Consider the following 16,828-nt stretch of genomic DNA (forward strand, 5'->3'; position numbering starts at 1 on the left):
GGGGTTTGAAAATGACAAAAGCTATTATTACTAAAAATGTCGTGAAAAAATATAAACTGTACGAAAATCAAAAAGAGCGCATGCTTGATCTGATCAGTCCGAAAGGGCACGGAGATGATTTTTTTGCGCTGAACGGTGTAAACTTTGAAGCGGATAAAGGCGATGTAGTCGGATTTATCGGTATTAACGGCTCAGGTAAATCAACGCTGTCGAATATTATTGCAGGCATCGTTCCTGAAACGAGCGGCGAAGTCCAGGTTAACGGACAGCCTGCGCTTATCGCAGTCGCAGCAGGCCTGAATGATGATTTAACAGGCCGCGATAATATTGAACTAAAATGTTTAATGCTCGGTTTTTCCAAAGATGAAATCAAAGAACTAGAGCCCGAAATCATTGAATTTGCAGAACTTGAAAACTTTATCGATCAGCCGGTGAAGTCCTACTCGAGCGGGATGAAGTCAAGGCTCGGCTTTGCTATCAGCGTTAAAGTCGACCCAGATATTTTAATTATTGATGAAGCACTGTCGGTCGGCGACAGAGCTTTTGCAGACAAAAGCCTGAAGAAAATGCTCGAATTTAAAGACCAGGGGAAGACGATGATTTTCGTCAGCCACTCCATCGGGCAGATGAAAACCTTCTGCGATAAAATTCTGTGGCTTGAATTCGGCCGTGTTAAAGCGTTTGGCGAAGTGAAAGATGTACTGCCGCTGTACGAAGCATTTCTTTTGAAATGGCAGAATATGCAGAAGGATGAAAGAGACTCATACAGGGCGAAGATAATGTCGAAAGACCCGGCTGAAAACAAATATAAAAAGCTTGGGGATTTGATGGTCCTGGATGATGATGAAGAACTCGAGACATCTCACACTTATTCACTCCGTCCGGTCAGCAGACTGGCGCATTTAAAAGCATATACGACATATATATACAGCTCTCCGAATGAAGAAGAAGGTAAAACAGATGCCCAGCATTTGAAGAACAAAGTATATTACGTTAAAAGAGAAGCGACATACCAGTTTGAGAACTATTACCTGCTGAGTACAAAACCAAGTGGTGAAGAAGGTGTTATAGGCTGGATCAGAGGAATTGAAACATCTTCGCATGTGCATACATTGGTGGACAATGACAAAAAAACATTTTATTTAAAAGGGCGCGGTTATGCATCAAGTGAACCGTGGGGCGGAAAACGTCAGTATATTCATGAATCACTGGAAAATCATGGCGGCCTGTCCTTTAATGCAGACGAAACCATTCTGGTTGGCAACAATATCTGGTATAGAGGCGTTATTGAAGGAGAAAATAAACCGGTATGGATACACAGCAACAATGTTGTGAGGGATACTGAAGAACTTAATGATAATGAAGATGTTTAAGAGGTGCTCTGCACCTCTTAATTTATTTCATATAACGTTTCCAGCGATGTAAAAAATCCATCGGCGCCGATTTCTATCAGTCTGTCGGCTTCTTTTTGGGTTTTTACAGTATACGGGTACACTTTTAAATTGTACTTGTGGCATTCTTCAATAAAAGCGGCATCGGTAATTTTTTTATTAGGATGCACACTGACAGCATTAAGACCGGTCATGTTTACATATTTTCCGGCATTAATCATCGGGTAATGCATCAAAAAACCAAGCTTAATATCCGGATTGCATTCGGCAATCCGCAGAAGAGCTGTATGGTCAAATGATGAAACGATAATATTTTCGAGATTATAATATTGATTCGCAAGGTCTGCGACCTGTTTTTCTATCCCGGCATGGGGGACAGGAGAATTTTTAACTTCAATATTAAGGAGAATATCTTCAGGCATAGACTGAAGGATTTTTTGTAAAGACGGAATTTTGGCACCGGCGAATTCAGCATTAAAATATTTACCGACATCTATAGCCTGAAGCTCGTCAAAAGTATACTGGTTAACAGCGAGTTTCGCATCCTTATTATAGCGCTTCAGCTTATAGTCATGCACGACGACCGGCACTTCGTCTTTCGTCAGCTGAACATCCAGTTCGATTGCACGTGCACCGTGTTCGACTGCTGTTCTAAATGCGGCTTCCGTGTTTTCCGGGGCGATGGACTCAGCACCGCGGTGGGCAAACACAATAACCATAAAATTCACTCCAATTTTAATTAAACTTTAATACTTGTAGTGTAACATTCCAAAGTAAAGAAATTATTAAGATGACATAAGAAAGGAAGGGTCACTGTGACAGTAAAATATAATACTGTTAAATTGATGGATATCGATTTTATCAATATATCCAGATACTCATTTTTAAAACATATCGTCTATCCGTCTATTGAACAGCAGAAAAAATGTTTTATCGTCACTGCAAACCCGGAAGTTGTTATTGCAACCCGGGATGATCCGGACTTTAAAACGATAGTTAAAAGTGCTGACTACGTGCTTGCTGACGGAATCGGTGTAGTCAATGCATCGAAATTAATCGGCAATCCGCTAAAAGAACGGGTAACTGGTGTTGACCTGATGTACGATCTGCTGAAATATGCAGATATTAATAAAAAACGCGTATTCTTTTTAGGTGCCAGTGAAGAAGTGAATATTAAAGTGGCTGAAATTGTTAAAAAAGATTATCCCGGCCTGATTATAGCGGGCAGGAAGAATGGCTATTTTAATAGATATGATGACGATATTGCTGATTACATTGCTGGAACGAAACCTGATATTATCTTTGTTGCGCTTGGCGCGAAGCGGCAGGAAGGCTGGATACACCATTATTTGGAGAAATTCGATAAAGGTATATTTATCGGTGTCGGCGGCAGTTTCGATGTGCTGAGCGGACAGCTCAAACGGGCTCCGGCTATATGGATTAAGCTGCAGCTGGAATGGCTTTACCGCTTAATTAAAGAACCTCACAGAATGAGACGGGATTTAAAAGTACTGGAGTTCATGCTGCTGCACGTCCCGGTAATTAAAACAATTATGAAGTGGCTTGGATTCTCAAAGTCCAAGCCGAGATCAAACAGGGACGGCATACGCTAAAGTATTTATGTCCGGCCTCTCTTTTATGGTAAGATATTTTTAAGTTTCAACACATCATGAAGCGGGGGAGATCAAATGACCGGAGAAATGATATTTGTCGGACTTGTCATTGTATTAATGTTAATAGGCTTATCATTTGAAGTAATCCGTGCGGATTTCTTAATATTTTTAGTTCTGGTTATTTTTCTGATTACCGGCGTGATTAGCAGCGAGCAGGCTTTAAGCGGCTTTTCAAACGAAGGGATGCTGACTGTACTGCTCTTGTTTATCGTGGCCGGTGCAATTCAAAAACACGGCATAATAGAACTTGTCGTTTACAGGCTGCTCGGCAAAGCTGCCAATGTGAAAAAGAGTATGATTAAAGTAATGCTGCCGGTCGGTCTCTCTTCGGGTTTTCTTAATAATACTCCGATAGTCGTTGCCTTAACACCGATAATTAGAGATTGGGCTGTCGATAACGGCTACAGTCCATCTAAATTCCTGATTCCTTTATCTTATATGACGATTTTAGGCGGAACGATTACCATGATAGGGACGTCGACGACTCTGGTTGTACACGGACTGCTGGTTGGTGCGGGGCTCGAGGGTTTCTCATTCTTTACTTTAGCTGCAGTAGGTGTGCCGATTACCGCAGCGGGCTTAATTTACTTGCTGACATTAGGCTATAAACTGCTGCCGGAACATCTTGGAGCTAAGGAGCAGATTAGCCAGGAAACAAAAGAATTTCTTGCAGAAGCCATAATAGAAGATAAATTTGAACACGAAGGAGAGACTGTTACCAAGCTCGGCCGGGATGTTCTGGATGGAATCTATGTGATTGAAATTATAAGAAATAACAGCAGAGTCTATCCTGTCACAGGCGAGACTAAAGTGCTTGCCGGCGACCATATCATTTTTTCCGGTTCTCTGAATACTATAGGGAAAATCCAAAAATTTAAAGGTGTCACTATTAAAACAGGTACAGAACTTACGCTTGATGATGTCGTTAATAAAGACAGTCATCTGATTGAAACAGTTGTCTCGCATAACTCATCGCTGTTAAATAAAACGCTTAAAGAGGCGAACTTTAAAACGCGCTACGACGCCGGTGTTATTGCGATTCACCGAAATAATCAGCGTATTAAAAGCAGGGTGGGGGATATCGTTTTAAAAACAGGGGATACACTGCTCCTCCTTGCGGATAATAATTTTATTAATATGCACAAATATTCCGGAGATTTTTACGTGGTAAATGATGTTGCTCCGCCTGAAAATCTCAATCAGGATATGAGAAAAGGCTGGGTCAGCTTAATCGCTCTGGTTTCTATGATTCTTGTAGTGACCTTGGGCTGGTTCACAATGCTTGAAGCTATGATGATTCTTGTTGTGCTCCTGATTGGTTTTAAATTTATTTCACCGAATGAAGTGAAGAAATTTGTACAATTTGATGTTATCCTGCTGATTTCGAGCGCCTTTGCCGTCGGTGCTGCAATGACGGAATCGGGATTAGCACAATATATAGCAGGCGGGCTGACAGCACTTGCAACGCCGTTCGGGATACTCGGTGTGCTTTTCATTGTTTATCTCGTCACGAATTGTTTTACTGAAGTCATTACAAACAGCGCAGCAGCAGTACTGATGTTTCCGATAGCACTTGAAGTTGCAGATGCGATGAATATTGAATATATGGGTTTGATAATTACTGTAGCAATTGCCGCATCAGCAAGTTTTATGACGCCGATCGGCTATCAGACTAACTTAATTGTTTACGGACCCGGCGGTTACAAATTTAGTGATTATATAAAGGTCGGTGCACCGCTTGCTCTGATAACGATGTTTATCGCATGTTTTATTATTTACTTTGTCTGGTATTAGCTGACTTGAGGAAATGGAATATTATATTTCAACGAGATTACAACTGTGTTACAATACTTAATGAACGAAATGAAAAGTCATTGTATGTGAGGTCCTAACTTGAGACAAATATTATTATCAATATTTGTATTATTTCTATTCGGATGTAATCAAAACGATAAATTTTCTAAAGCGGAAGATTTATCGCCAGTTGCTAAAACACATTTCACTGCAAGTAACTTGGTTATAACGGCATCGGGAGATACTGCAAATAATTCATCGAACAGTACAGCTGATAACAGCAGATACGATACTGAAAATTTACTGAAAAACAATATAAATGATTCTAAACAGTCAGACAGCGCAGAGTTTGAATTACTTCTCCGGCAAATTAACGAAACTCATGACGACATATTTAATATATGGGATGATAACTTTATTCCGCTTTATAATGCGTATCAGTTTGATGAGCTGGAAGTGGAATATGCAGCTGATGAAATTACGAATTTAAATGAAAGCTATGTGGGTCTTCAGGAAGAAGTCCAGAATCTTTCAATTCCTGATAATTTGCCTGAAAATGAGCGCCTCCGTGTTCAGGAGATAAAGGACGATCTGCTCCTTGCGATATCGAACCGGTCACTCGCTGTCATCGAATTTAAATCGATGCTCGGCAGCGGCGAAGAGTCTCATCAGGCCCTGATGGATATTCATATTGCAAACAGCAACCGCTACTTAAATGAAGCTAAAGAAGTTAATGCGGAACTCGTGCTTAAAAATGAAAAGCTGATCACAGTTAAATAATTAAAAAACACTGATTATCAGTGTTTTTTTTATGTTTAAGATGCAGTGAAGCGGGAAGATTAATGAGTAGAATCATATTTACAGGAGGAATTAATTTATGGCCAAAAAAGTAGCTGTTATCATGACGGATTTAGTCGAAGATATCGAATATACTAGCCCTAAAGAAGTTATTGAGGAAGCAGGGCATGAAACGGTGCTCATTTCTCCGGACGGTTCAACTGTAGAAGGTAAAAAAGGCGGAAAATTTGAAGCGGATAAGTCTATCGGAGAAGCAACGCCGTCTGATTATGATGCGCTGTTAATTCCAGGCGGATTTTCACCTGATGGTTTACGGGGTGACAAGGAAGACCGATTTGGCAAGTTCGCCAAACATTTCCTGGAAGAAGACAAACCGGTATTTGCAATTTGCCATGGGCCTCAGCTTCTGGTAGATACTGATTTATTAAAAGACAGAAAAATTACAAGTGTTAAAAATGTTAAAAATGATTTGATTAATGCGGGAGCGAATTGGGAAGACAGCCCGCTTGCGGTTTGCGGCAATCTTGCTACGAGCCGGACACCTGATGATTTAGATCAGTTTAACGCTGAAATTAAAAGACAATTAGGTTAAAAGTAAAGGCTGCAGCGGAATTCCGCTGCAGCCTGTTATTTAATTATTATTCTACTGTGACCGTACGTGCGACTGCAGAAGGATCGCCGAAACTGTCGAATACAGCATAAGCTATAGTATATTCACCGGGAGTTTCATTATCAACTTCTCCTGAAATATACAGCTGATTGCTGATATCTGTGCCATCGACGTCGAGAACCCGAACACCGTCTTTTGGATTAAATGATTCGCCGGTGTTTATAGTTAAGTCTTCAGTGCCGCTGAAAGATACAGAATTTCCAATACCGGAAGAAGAATCTGAGCTCTTGTCTGAAGAGGATTTACCAAGCTGTTCTTCAGTCGGAGGAATCTGCGGTACAGAGTCACTCTCAGAAGCGGAAACTGTAACCTGGCGGACATGCTCATAATAGCCGCCGCGTGAATTTTCTACGCGGTAAGTTACACTATATGTACCGGGACTTTCAGTATTTACGGAGTTGTTTGTCACGTTTATACTGCTGGTAATATTTCCGTCCTCGCTGTCAACTGCGTATACACCGCTCAGAGGGTCAAAAGTATCGCCAGTTTGAACGTTAATATTGCCGACACCTTTTATTGCAGGTATACTGCCGGAATGGGCGAGAATCTCATCTTCCATTGTGGGGCCATCATAGTTTTCGTAAGCCTGATCTGTATTGTTCTCAGTTTCTTCGACATTTGTATCTATAAAATCACTGATAACCGGAGCAATCGGCAGTGCACCAATCATAAATTTTACTAGCGTATTTACATTCATTTATTACACCTCTGAATTTACAGTACTTTTTTTAATTTTAGCATATTGCAGACAGAACGACCAAGAATAGTTCGGATAGGGAGAGAAGAGATTTGACTTACATATTATTAATAGCAGGCTTCGTATTACTGATTAAAGGGGCGGGATATTTTGTTGACGGTGCGTCGGCAATAGCGGGGAAATTACATGTGTCCCCGCTCATTGTGGGTCTGACAATTGTTTCTCTCGGCACGAGTGCTCCGGAAGCAGTCGTCAGTATTATTGCGGCCCTGGAAGACAACGGTGATATGGTCATCGGGAATGTTCTGGGAAGCAATATCATCAACATCTCTCTGATGCTCGGAGTGACAGCGCTGATTTCTCCAATGATTATCGAACGGGAAACACAAACACGTGAAATTCCATTTTCACTGGCTGCAGCGGTGCTGCTGATTATTTTTATGTCAGACCGCTTTTTGCTGTCCGCTGAATCCAGCGAAATCGGACGATTTGACGGTGTGCTGCTTTTAGTGGGTATTGTTTTATTTTTATATTATATATTTGTAAAAGCCCGCCGGACTAAAGAAGCAACTTTAGATGATGAAGCAAAAAAATCGGGAAATGATTCAAGCTGGTTTAAAAATATCGCCCTTTTTGTAATCGGGCTCGCAGGTATTATATTCGGCGGTAACCTGGTCGTTGACAGTGCGTCAACGATTGCACTTTCTCTCGGTATGAGCCAGGCACTTGTCGGACTGACGATAGTGGCAATCGGTACATCGCTGCCGGAGCTGACGACATCTATTTCTGCTGCCAGAAAAGGCGAGGCTGGGATGGCCCTTGGCAATCTCATAGGCAGTAATATTTTTAATATATTATTTGTACTCGGCATATCCGCGGTAATCAGTCCATTAAGTGTCAGTGATTCGCTGTTTGCAGACGCATGGATACTCATTGCCATATCTGTTATTCTGCTGATTCTGGCTTTATGGAAAGGCAGGCTGTCACGCCTTGGAGGCGGAGTGCTTGCTGCTTTATATTTAGTTTATCTCGTTTACATTATTTTAAGAGGATAAAATCGTGAGAGCTGCAGGGAAGAAAGTTTGGTAAATTAGAAAATCCGTATATTTTACTCCCAGGGGTAAAATATACGGATTTGCTTATAAATATTATTTTTCGTTGTGCCATTTAGCAGCCAGCAGCGTGTTATTCAATACCATTGTGATTGTTAATGGACCGACTCCGCCAGGTACAGGAGTAATGTAGCTTGCTACTTCTTTAGCACTGTCGAAATCAACATCTCCGACTAGTTTCTCATCGACTACCGTATTACCTACGTCGATTACGATTGCGCCTTCTTTTAAGTCGGAACCTTTGATCAGCCCCGGTTTACCAACTGCACTTACGACAACATCGTAGTTTTTAAGATTGGAAACCATATCTTTAGTGCGTGAGTGCATCAGTGTTACTGTCGCATTTTCGTTAGTTAATAATTTAGCGACCGGCTGTCCTACAATATGAGAACGTCCGACAACAGCTACAGTTTTACCTTCAAGCGAACCTGTGTGCTTTAACAGCTCCATAATACCAAGCGGTGTACAAGGTACGAAAGTGCGCTGGCCGGTATAAAGGCGGCCGATATTAATCGGACTGAAACCGTCGACATCTTTATGCGGAGCAATTGCTTCCAGCACTTTATTTTCGTCTACCTGAGCAGGCAGCGGAACCTGTACAAGAATACCGTTTACTTTATCATCGTTATTCAGTCTTTCAACTTCAGCGAGTACATCTTCTTCTGAAGTATCTTCATCGAGACGCACGATAGAAGATTCCATTCCGATTTTTTCAGCAGCTTTGTTTTTAGAACGTACATAGCTTAAAGAAGCGCCGTCGTTGCCTACAATTACTACTGTAAGGTTTGGTACAATCCCCTGTGATTTTAATTTTTCAACTTCGCTTTGTAATCCAGCACGGTAATCTTTAGCGATTTCCCGGCCGTTTAATAATTCTGCAGTCATTAAAAATTCCTCCCTAAAAGTTTGTCTATTTCATTATCTCGAAAATCATAAGAAAAAGCTATAGATATAATATGATATCCGTCCCAAGAAATTAGTAGTGTTTACCTATTTAAGTTATACTAATGTTAAGTTCATATTACATAAGTGTGACATTATGAAAGGGGAATAATTATGAACGTTGCAGTGATTGGCAAAGGCGGCAGAGAGCATGCCATTGTCAAGATGTTGGCAAATTCAAAAAGTGTTAATAATATTTACGCAATACCGGGAAATGCAGGTATGCGGGAAATATGTGAAGTAATGTACCGCGTCAATGAAGATGACTTTGATGCGATTGCGGGAATTTGTATTGAAAAACAAGTGGATTGGGTCGTCATAGGGGATGCCGGGCCACTATCACTCGGGCTGGCAGATTTTTTAATTGATGAATACGGACTGACTGTTTTCGGACCGCGTAAAAAAGAAGCCCGTATGGAAACAAGTAAATCTTTTACAAAAAATCTGCTTAAAAAATATAATATTCCTACCGCGGATTTCAAAGTATTTAAAAGTTATAATGAAGCAGAAAAATATATAGAAGCGGCAGTACCGCCCTATGTTATAAAAAAAGACGGTTTGTCAGAAGGCAAAGGCGTTGTTATTATAGAGAACCAGGAAGACGGCTTAAAAGCGCTGGCGGAACTTGCGGTACTCTCAGATGAAGATGATGTGATGGAACCGCTGCTGATTGAAGAATATTTACAAGGTGAGGAATTCTCTTTAATGGTTATGGTTAATGAGGATTATACACACACATTTGAAATCATTGCTCAGGATCATAAGAGCGCCTTTGGCAAAGGCGAAGGACCTAATACCGGCGGTATGGGCGCTTATGCGCCTGTTACCCACATCAGCGAAACGGTCAGGCAGGAAGCAATCGAAAAAATAATAAAACCTACAGCGGCAGCAATGGTGAAAGAAGGTCTCAGCTATTTTGGAGTACTGTATCTCGGTGCTATGCTTACTGATGACGGTGTTAAAGTACTTGAATACAATGCGAGATTCGGCGATCCGGAAGCGCAGGTGCTGCTTTCTATGATAGACAGTGATTTTGCATGCATTCTGGAAAAAGTGCAGCAAAAAAAACCTTTCACAATCAATTGGAAAGACGGTTATACAGTCGGAGTAATGCTCGCAACAGAAGGTTACCCTTATGAATACAAACGGGGAATCGGAATTGCATTCACCGATGAAATAATGGACCGGAGTTTTATCAGCGGCTTGGCCCAGACTGAAGAGGGCGACTACATTTCTTCCGGCGGACGGGTTATGCTCGTTACCGGAACCGGCAGCACAATTGAAGAAGCTCTGAAAGCTGCTTACGCGAGTGTCGAAAAGATACAATTTGATAAAAAAGAAATTTTTTACAGGACTGATATCGGTCACCGCGCACTAATATCAAAATAAAAAAAGAGGTCGGCTGGAAGCTGACCTCTTTTGCATGAGTATAGAACAATTAAATGATATAATTATTCCTTATCATGCGTGATTATGTGCGTAAAAATCTAAGTATATTGTTCGAAATTTTTTAGCTGATATCAATATTATAATTATTATCTGTTATAAGCTATATAACCGGAAAAATTAAATTTAAACATCACTATGCTGGAGAATGATTTTTATACTTGGATTTTATATAATAAATACGATTGAGGTGACAAGATGATAAGTAAGTTCAGAAATCGCAGTGAAGTCATTATAAGTTTTATACTCGGTGTATTTTTTATAGTATTAGGTCTTTTTATTTTGTTTAACACCGGTCAGATTAAAAATGAAGAAGTACCTGTCGAAGAAGATACAATCGAAACAATTTTTGATTTAATTAATGCCTTTTTCGTCGAGGTATCGAATATGCTGTCCATGATGATTGGAGGATTTCCGATTATTGCTGGCATACTGATTATTTTATTTGGTTTGTTTATGTTTAAAGTTGGCTCATGGATTAACACAACGACAAAATACGACGTGCCGCTGACCTTTTTCTTTATCGGTTTATCGCTGGTGCTGTTCGTCGTGACAACCATATTAATGACGCAGGTTTACGGTTTGTTTGCGCTGCTGTTTCTAGTTGCTTTTATTATACATTTACTGTTCAGTGTATTTAATGAATATTTAAATCCCGACCACCGCAAAGAACATTATATGATTATTCTGCTGTTTTACGGAATTGCATATTTCTTTACACAGAATGCAGTTTATTCAAATATAGAGTCAACAATATCGCCGACAGATGTGCTGTCGATTAACTTGTTTTTTGCACTTGTCTGGATATCATCGTTCATGGCACTGTGGGTTGGAGTTTTCCTGCTGAAAGCGAACAACCTGCTGAAAAAGCCGGGGGATGGGCAACCTGAAAAATTGTCGCGTTTGAATAAAAAGAAAAGCAGCAAAAAAAACTTTGCTCCTGACAAATATTTAGGCTTTTCACAGAAGCTGTATGATTTCCGCAACAAGATTCTGGATAAGCTGAAAGAATTCTTTGAAACGGATCTGCCTTCCTGGTTTAAAGTCAACTATTTAGAAATACTCTTTGGGATTATAGTGCTGATATTCGTCTTTTTAGAATTTAATAACCGCAACGGCGTATTCGTTGAAGGCTATTTCAGACTGAACCAAATGCAGACAATTTACGAATGGGTTAATTTATTTATTACCCTGGTGCTCGCAATTTTATATTTAGTATTTACGATTATGAATCTGTTAAGAAAAAAATATTATCACAGACAGATGATTGTCATTTTCATCCTTTGGCTGAATGTTACCGTCAGTCTTTACATCACACTTTTTAAAGATGTTGAGCTGTCACTGTTTATTTTACCGTTCAATGTATTACTTGTATTGCTTCTGACACCGCTTTTACTCATCAGCATATTTAAGGAATTTAAAGGGGAAGATAAAAATGAACCGGATAGAAAAATATAACTATAACGGCCGGACAGATGACGCAGCTGTTCCGGAAAGAATCCATCAGCTTATTAAAGACTATAATGGAGAATCCGGCGTACCGGTCCTTGCAGGCTTCAGTTCAGATGAAGGTGTAAACCGCAATAAAGGCACGGTCGGTGCAGCAGAAGGACCGTTTAAAGTCCGTGAAAAAATGAGCTCCTATGCATTCATGAATGATTTATACGATTTCGGGACAATTATCGGTACAGAAAATTTGGAGCAGTCACAGCAGAGTCTCGGTGATGCTGTGTATGAGATTTATAAAAATGACAGTTTTCCGATTATTATCGGGGGAGGACATGAAACATTTTATGGACATTATTTAGGTGCAAGACAAGCGTTCAGGGGTAAGATTGCAATCTTAAACTTTGATGCTCATCTGGATCTCCGTGACGAAAGGCCGTCATCGGGGACAATGTTCCATCAGATTTTATCTGAAGATCATGAAGCGGATTACTACTGTCTCGGTCTGCAGCCGCAGGGCAATACAAAAACCTTGTACGATACAGCTGATAAATTCGGCGTCGAGTATTATACAATTGATGAAGTAAGGGAAACCGACGCCAGTGATAAAGTAGCAGAACAGCTGAAAAAATACGACGCTGTGCTGATGACCTTATGTATGGATTCAATCCAGCAGGCGGCAGCTCCGGGCGTGAGTGCGCCGAGTCCGAACGGTTATACTCCTTTGGAAATTCATAGACTGATAAGCAGATTCGCAACTCTTCCAAACCTTAAAAGTTTTGATGTGTCGGAAGTATCGCCGCCGCTCGATATTAACGATCAGACAAGTGCTATGGCTGCAAGCATTATCCACAAGTTTTTATCAGTCAGAGCATCATTTTAAGTTCAAAAAATTAAAAAACGGGTATAGCATATAGTATAACTTTATAAATAAAGGAGTATTTAACTATGACCGGACCACTAACAAATACACAAATTGAAGAGCGGGAGAAAGAAGCCCATGAGCTGGTTAAATCAAAAGCAGGGAAATCTGCTTTAGCGGCGGCTCTGCCGATACCGCTTCTCGATATCGGAACAGATATGAAATTAATGAATGAGATTACAGACGACATTGAAGAGATATTCGGTATCACGCATGATGAAGTATCAAAATATACCGACGATATGAAAACGAGAGCTGCCGTAATGATTTCCAGTGCCGGCGGAGAATTTGTCGCACGGAAAACTATCGGTTACGCAGTGAATAAGATAGGCAAGAAAAACAAAAAAGCAGAAGGGAGCTTTGGAGTAGTTCCCCTGGTAACCCAAGGATCGACAGCGCTAATCAGTTATTTTCTGATGAAGAAACTTGGCTATGACCACATTGATAAATGCGTAGAGTATTTAAAATCTAAAAATATAGACAGTTCTGTGCATGAATCCTAAAAGTGGTGTAAAATAAGTGTAATCATTGAGAAATCCACACTTAAAGGAGAAAACATAATGGAAACAAAGTCATTTCTAATTATAGACGAAACGGGTATTCATGCACGCCCGGCAACAATCCTGGTGCAGACAGCAACAAAATTCGAGTCGGATATCGAACTCGAGTATAACAGTAAAAAAGTTAACTTAAAATCAATTATGGGTGTAATGTCATTAGGAGTAGGCAAAGGCGCAGAAGTAACCATTTACGCGGACGGCAAAGACGAGGAAGAAGCAATTGAAGCAATTTCCGAAACTTTATCTAGCGAAGGACTGACTGAATAATGCCAGAAATTATTACAGGTTTAAAATTGAGTGAAGGAATCGGCTTTGGAAGCATATTTATTTCAAAAAGAGCAGATATCGAAGCCTCGGGCAGAGAAATCGATGCTGGTCAGATTGAAGAAGAAATATCAGCATACAAGGAAAGTATTCAGGAAGCTCATATCCAGCTGCGCAAACTTCGGGAAAATGTCGGTGAACACCTCGATGAGGACAGCGCCGCAATTTTCGATGCGCATATTATGATGCTGGATGACCCGGGTTTTAATGAGCAGATTATTAACAGCATCAATAACTTTAACAATGCTGAAAAAGCGATTCAGCTGGCCGGTGAAGTGTATATTACGAAATTCGAATCACTCGATTCGGAGTATATGAAAGCACGGGCACTGGATGTTAGAGATATTTGTATGCGTTTAGTAGCAAATATACAAGGTGTGCAGCTGACAGATTTAACGCACGTGGACGAACCTGTAGTAGTCGTTGCAGATGAATTAACACCATCTGCTTCAGCACAATTAGACAGTAAGTATATTAAAGGAATTATTACAGCAACAGGCGGAATGACCAGCCACTCGGCTATTATTGCCCGCAGCTTGAATATTCCGGCGATTTCGGGTGTAGCGGATATTTTATCCAAAGTGACTCACGGAGATGATATTATTATCGACGGTTTCACCGGAGATATTGTACTTTCGCCGACAGAAGTCGAAATGGCGGCATACAGTGAAAAGCTGAAAGCACAGGAAGAACGGGAAGAAAAATTAAAAGATTTTATCGGTAAAGAAACAAAAACGCTCGATGGTATTAATATCAGCTTGTATGCGAATATTAAAGGACCGGAAGATCTTAACGATGTCAGCAGCAACGATGCAGAGGGCATCGGTCTTTACCGTACGGAATTTCTTTATATGAACAGAATGAATCTGCCGTCTGAAGAAGAGCAGTTCGAAGCGTATAAGGCTGTACTTTCGGATATGGATGATAAGCCGGTAATTATTCGGACACTTGATATTGGCGGAGATAAAGAATTGTCTTATTTAAATCTGCCTAAAGAAAGCAATCCATTCTTAGGTGAACGGTCCATCCGTTTTCTGTTAAAAAATGAAGAAATTTTTAAAACACAGCTGCGCGCCCTCGTACGTGCAAGCGAACATGGGAATTTGAAAGTAATGTTTCCGATGGTCACTACAATCGACGAGTTTAATAGAGCAAAAGCGCTGCTGATAGAAGAAAAAGAAAAATATGAAGCTGAAATCGGCAAAGAGCTGAATGAAATTGCAGCAGGTATTATGGTGGAAACACCTTCTGCTGCAATGATCAGTGATCAGCTTGCGAAGCATGTTGACTTTTTCAGCATCGGATCAAATGATTTAATTCAGTATACGATGGCTGCAGACCGTTTGAATGAACAAGTGAGTGATTTATATCAGACTTATCATCCGAGCGTGCTCGGACTAATTAAAAAAGTCATCGACAGCGGCCGGAATAATAATAAATGGGTGGGCATATGCGGTGAAATGGCATGCGATCATAAATCTATCGCGCTCCTGACAGGATTCGGTATTGATGAACTGTCAGTCAGCCCGAAAAAAATTCTCGGAATCCGTGAATATATTTCTGAAATTAAAAAAACTGATATGGAACAGCTGAGTGAAAGTGTACTGTCGTGCGACAGTGCAGAAGACGTTCTGTATTTAATTGAAGAACATTTAAACTTAACTTAATCTTAAATATTGTATAGTACACTGGACATGTAGAAGGATTCTACATGTCTTTTTTTACAAAAAGTGAAGGGAAGTTAATATATGCAGCGACAAAGCCGCAGACCGGCCGTCTTATTTTTATCACTGCCTATCCTTGCATGGGCCTTATTCGATTTTGCCAATACGATTTTCTCTGCCAATATAGTTACCTTGTTTTTCCCTCAGTATATAACCGAAATAATCGGAACAGATGCGCGGCTTGAGCAAATATCATCAACAGTAATTGCCTATGCCAATGCTGCCAGCGCTCTGTTTCTTATTTTATTTTCTCCTTTATTCGGAGTATTGATGGACAGATCAGGGAAACGTAAAAAATATATTATTATATTTACACTGCTGACAGTCGGAGCGTCTGTACTCATGGGGCTTTTCGGCGGTATGAATACCGGCACTGTATTCGGTATTCCGAACGGTTTGTTTTTAACGATACTACTGTTTGTATTTGCTAAATTTACTTACAGTTCAGGTAATGTATTTTACGACGGCATGCTGTCATCGCTCGGCAGTAAAAAAGAAGTGCCGCTGATTTCCGGATTCGGGGTGGCTCTCGGATATTTAGGCACTTTATTCGGTATATTCTCCGTTTTAATTATCGTTGGAGACAGCAGTATTCATAATGCCTTCTGGCTGAGCGGTATTTTATTTCTGCTTTTTGCACTACCCTTATTCTTCATTAATAAAGACCCTGTGCAGAAGATAAAAATGAAGCAGCCATTTTTAAAAGGATATAAAGATATTTATTATACTTTTAAAGAGGCCAAAAAATATCCTTCGATTTTCTTTTTTATGATTGCTTACTTTTTTATTAATGATGCTCTTGCAACAGCAATCGCAATGATGCAGCCGTATGCAACAACTGTCGTCGGCTTTGAAGCAAGTGCTTTTTTAATCGTTTTTATGGTCGCAACCTTATTCAGTATTGCGGGAGCTCTGGTCTTTGGGTTTATCAATCAAAAATATGGCTCCAAACCTACATTCAGCATCATTGGACTGCTTCTTGCTGCTGCTATTATTATTGCGGCACTGCCGCTTCCGATGTGGACATTTTGGATTGCCGCCAGTTTATTCGGTATAGCGATGGGATCTGTCTGGGTAGTTTCAAGAACTATTATTATCGAGCTGTCACCGGAAGGCAAAGAAGGACAGTTCTTCGGTTTATTTGCGTTCAGTGCGAAAATGAGCGCCATCGCCGGACCGTTTATTTACGGTACAATCACTCTGGTATTGAGCGATTTCGGCACCGCAGCATCGCGTATTGCGATAACGAGCCTACTCGTGATGGTAATTATCGGCTTATACTTCCACAGCAGAGTAAAAATACCCCATAATCGCGCAGTTTAAATTTTA

At 40.4% G+C, this 16,828-nt stretch carries 16 protein-coding genes; 13 read left to right on the plus strand and 3 right to left on the minus strand.

The features are described 5' to 3' along the window. Positions 1-11: 11 nt before the first annotated feature. The gene (tagH, locus tag MHH58_RS04040) at positions 12-1,373 is read left to right on the plus strand and encodes a teichoic acids export ABC transporter ATP-binding subunit TagH (RefSeq protein ID WP_341345104.1); all 1,362 of its coding nucleotides are present in this window, start codon (positions 12-14) and stop codon (positions 1,371-1,373) included. Between the two features lie 17 nt (positions 1,374-1,390). On the opposite strand, the gene MHH58_RS04045 is transcribed toward tagH, so the two are convergent. Then, positions 1,391-2,110: a glycerophosphodiester phosphodiesterase gene (locus MHH58_RS04045; protein ID WP_341345105.1), complete on the minus strand. Its 720-nt coding sequence runs from the start codon at positions 2,108-2,110 to the stop codon at positions 1,391-1,393. Between the two features lie 96 nt (positions 2,111-2,206). On the opposite strand from MHH58_RS04045, the gene MHH58_RS04050 reads away from it, so the two are divergent. The 4 genes from MHH58_RS04050 (at position 2,207) to MHH58_RS04065 (ending at position 6,248) form a co-directional block, all read left to right on the plus strand. Next, positions 2,207-3,004 carry a WecB/TagA/CpsF family glycosyltransferase gene (locus MHH58_RS04050; protein WP_341345106.1) on the plus strand — a complete coding sequence of 266 codons (798 nt, stop codon included), beginning with the start codon at positions 2,207-2,209 and terminating at the stop codon, positions 3,002-3,004. A gap of 75 nt (positions 3,005-3,079) precedes the next feature. After that, entirely contained in the window at positions 3,080-4,858 is a 1,779-nt protein-coding gene (locus MHH58_RS04055; RefSeq protein ID WP_135095878.1) for an SLC13 family permease, read from the plus strand. 99 nt (positions 4,859-4,957) lie between these two features. After that, positions 4,958-5,638: a hypothetical protein gene (locus MHH58_RS04060; protein WP_341345107.1), complete on the plus strand. Its 681-nt coding sequence runs from the start codon at positions 4,958-4,960 to the stop codon at positions 5,636-5,638. 97 nt (positions 5,639-5,735) lie between these two features. After that, complete coding sequence (locus MHH58_RS04065) at positions 5,736-6,248, plus strand: type 1 glutamine amidotransferase domain-containing protein (protein WP_341345108.1); 513 nt, start codon at positions 5,736-5,738, stop codon at positions 6,246-6,248. 46 nt (positions 6,249-6,294) lie between these two features. Here MHH58_RS04065 and MHH58_RS04070 read toward each other — a convergent pair whose 3' ends face one another. After that, positions 6,295-7,023: an immunoglobulin-like domain-containing protein gene (locus MHH58_RS04070; RefSeq protein ID WP_341345109.1), complete on the minus strand. Its 729-nt coding sequence runs from the start codon at positions 7,021-7,023 to the stop codon at positions 6,295-6,297. Between the two features lie 92 nt (positions 7,024-7,115). Here MHH58_RS04070 and MHH58_RS04075 point away from each other — a divergent pair, with 92 nt between their 5' ends. Then, complete coding sequence (locus tag MHH58_RS04075) at positions 7,116-8,078, plus strand: calcium/sodium antiporter (RefSeq protein WP_135095870.1); 963 nt, start codon at positions 7,116-7,118, stop codon at positions 8,076-8,078. A gap of 93 nt (positions 8,079-8,171) precedes the next feature. Here the strand turns inward: MHH58_RS04075 and MHH58_RS04080 are convergent, their stop codons facing one another. Next, on the minus strand, positions 8,172-9,020 hold the full coding sequence (locus MHH58_RS04080; protein ID WP_341345110.1) for a bifunctional 5,10-methylenetetrahydrofolate dehydrogenase/5,10-methenyltetrahydrofolate cyclohydrolase: 849 nt from the start codon (positions 9,018-9,020) through the stop codon (positions 8,172-8,174). A 171-nt stretch (positions 9,021-9,191) separates the two neighbouring features. On the opposite strand from MHH58_RS04080, the gene purD reads away from it, so the two are divergent. The 7 genes from purD (at position 9,192) to MHH58_RS04115 (ending at position 16,822) form a co-directional block, all read left to right on the plus strand. After that, complete coding sequence (purD, locus tag MHH58_RS04085; protein ID WP_341345111.1) at positions 9,192-10,466, plus strand: phosphoribosylamine--glycine ligase; 1,275 nt, start codon at positions 9,192-9,194, stop codon at positions 10,464-10,466. A gap of 255 nt (positions 10,467-10,721) precedes the next feature. Continuing rightward, positions 10,722-11,981 carry a lipoteichoic acid stability factor AuxA gene (auxA, locus tag MHH58_RS04090; RefSeq protein WP_341345112.1) on the plus strand — a complete coding sequence of 420 codons (1,260 nt, stop codon included), beginning with the start codon at positions 10,722-10,724 and terminating at the stop codon, positions 11,979-11,981. Beyond that, positions 11,959-12,852: a formimidoylglutamase gene (locus MHH58_RS04095; protein WP_341345113.1), complete on the plus strand. Its 894-nt coding sequence runs from the start codon at positions 11,959-11,961 to the stop codon at positions 12,850-12,852. Before auxA ends, MHH58_RS04095 begins: the two co-directional genes overlap by 23 nt. A gap of 65 nt (positions 12,853-12,917) precedes the next feature. Then, the gene (locus MHH58_RS04100) at positions 12,918-13,394 is read left to right on the plus strand and encodes a hypothetical protein (protein ID WP_341345114.1); all 477 of its coding nucleotides are present in this window, start codon (positions 12,918-12,920) and stop codon (positions 13,392-13,394) included. Between the two features lie 57 nt (positions 13,395-13,451). Continuing rightward, entirely contained in the window at positions 13,452-13,718 is a 267-nt protein-coding gene (locus MHH58_RS04105) for a phosphocarrier protein HPr (protein ID WP_115886087.1), read from the plus strand. Next, positions 13,718-15,442, plus strand: a complete 1,725-nt coding sequence (ptsP, locus tag MHH58_RS04110) for a phosphoenolpyruvate--protein phosphotransferase (RefSeq protein ID WP_341345115.1) — start codon at positions 13,718-13,720, stop codon at positions 15,440-15,442. Before MHH58_RS04105 ends, ptsP begins: the two co-directional genes overlap by 1 nt. Positions 15,443-15,523: 81 nt before the next feature. Beyond that, complete coding sequence (locus MHH58_RS04115) at positions 15,524-16,822, plus strand: MFS transporter (RefSeq protein ID WP_135095858.1); 1,299 nt, start codon at positions 15,524-15,526, stop codon at positions 16,820-16,822. Positions 16,823-16,828: the final 6 nt, after the last annotated feature.

Source organism: Jeotgalicoccus sp. FSL K6-3177 (assembly GCF_038050175.1).
Lineage (GTDB): Bacteria > Bacillota > Bacilli > Staphylococcales > Salinicoccaceae > Jeotgalicoccus > Jeotgalicoccus nanhaiensis.

Excerpts from the sequence above, each read along its gene's own strand:
- tagH (WP_341345104.1), top strand. The coding sequence starts at position 12 with ATGACAAAAGCTATTATTACTAAAAATGTCGTGAAAAAATATAAACTG.
- MHH58_RS04070 (WP_341345109.1), bottom strand. The coding sequence starts at position 7,023 with ATGAATGTAAATACGCTAGTAAAATTTATGATTGGTGCACTGCCGATT.
- purD (WP_341345111.1), top strand. The coding sequence starts at position 9,192 with ATGAACGTTGCAGTGATTGGCAAAGGCGGCAGAGAGCATGCCATTGTC.
- MHH58_RS04065 (WP_341345108.1), top strand. The coding sequence starts at position 5,736 with ATGGCCAAAAAAGTAGCTGTTATCATGACGGATTTAGTCGAAGATATC.
- MHH58_RS04105 (WP_115886087.1), top strand. The coding sequence starts at position 13,452 with ATGGAAACAAAGTCATTTCTAATTATAGACGAAACGGGTATTCATGCA.
- MHH58_RS04045 (WP_341345105.1), bottom strand. The coding sequence starts at position 2,110 with ATGGTTATTGTGTTTGCCCACCGCGGTGCTGAGTCCATCGCCCCGGAA.
- MHH58_RS04055 (WP_135095878.1), top strand. The coding sequence starts at position 3,080 with ATGACCGGAGAAATGATATTTGTCGGACTTGTCATTGTATTAATGTTA.
- MHH58_RS04115 (WP_135095858.1), top strand. The coding sequence starts at position 15,524 with ATGCAGCGACAAAGCCGCAGACCGGCCGTCTTATTTTTATCACTGCCT.
- MHH58_RS04095 (WP_341345113.1), top strand. The coding sequence starts at position 11,959 with ATGAACCGGATAGAAAAATATAACTATAACGGCCGGACAGATGACGCA.
- MHH58_RS04100 (WP_341345114.1), top strand. The coding sequence starts at position 12,918 with ATGACCGGACCACTAACAAATACACAAATTGAAGAGCGGGAGAAAGAA.
- auxA (WP_341345112.1), top strand. The coding sequence starts at position 10,722 with ATGATAAGTAAGTTCAGAAATCGCAGTGAAGTCATTATAAGTTTTATA.
- ptsP (WP_341345115.1), top strand. The coding sequence starts at position 13,718 with ATGCCAGAAATTATTACAGGTTTAAAATTGAGTGAAGGAATCGGCTTT.
- MHH58_RS04080 (WP_341345110.1), bottom strand. The coding sequence starts at position 9,020 with ATGACTGCAGAATTATTAAACGGCCGGGAAATCGCTAAAGATTACCGT.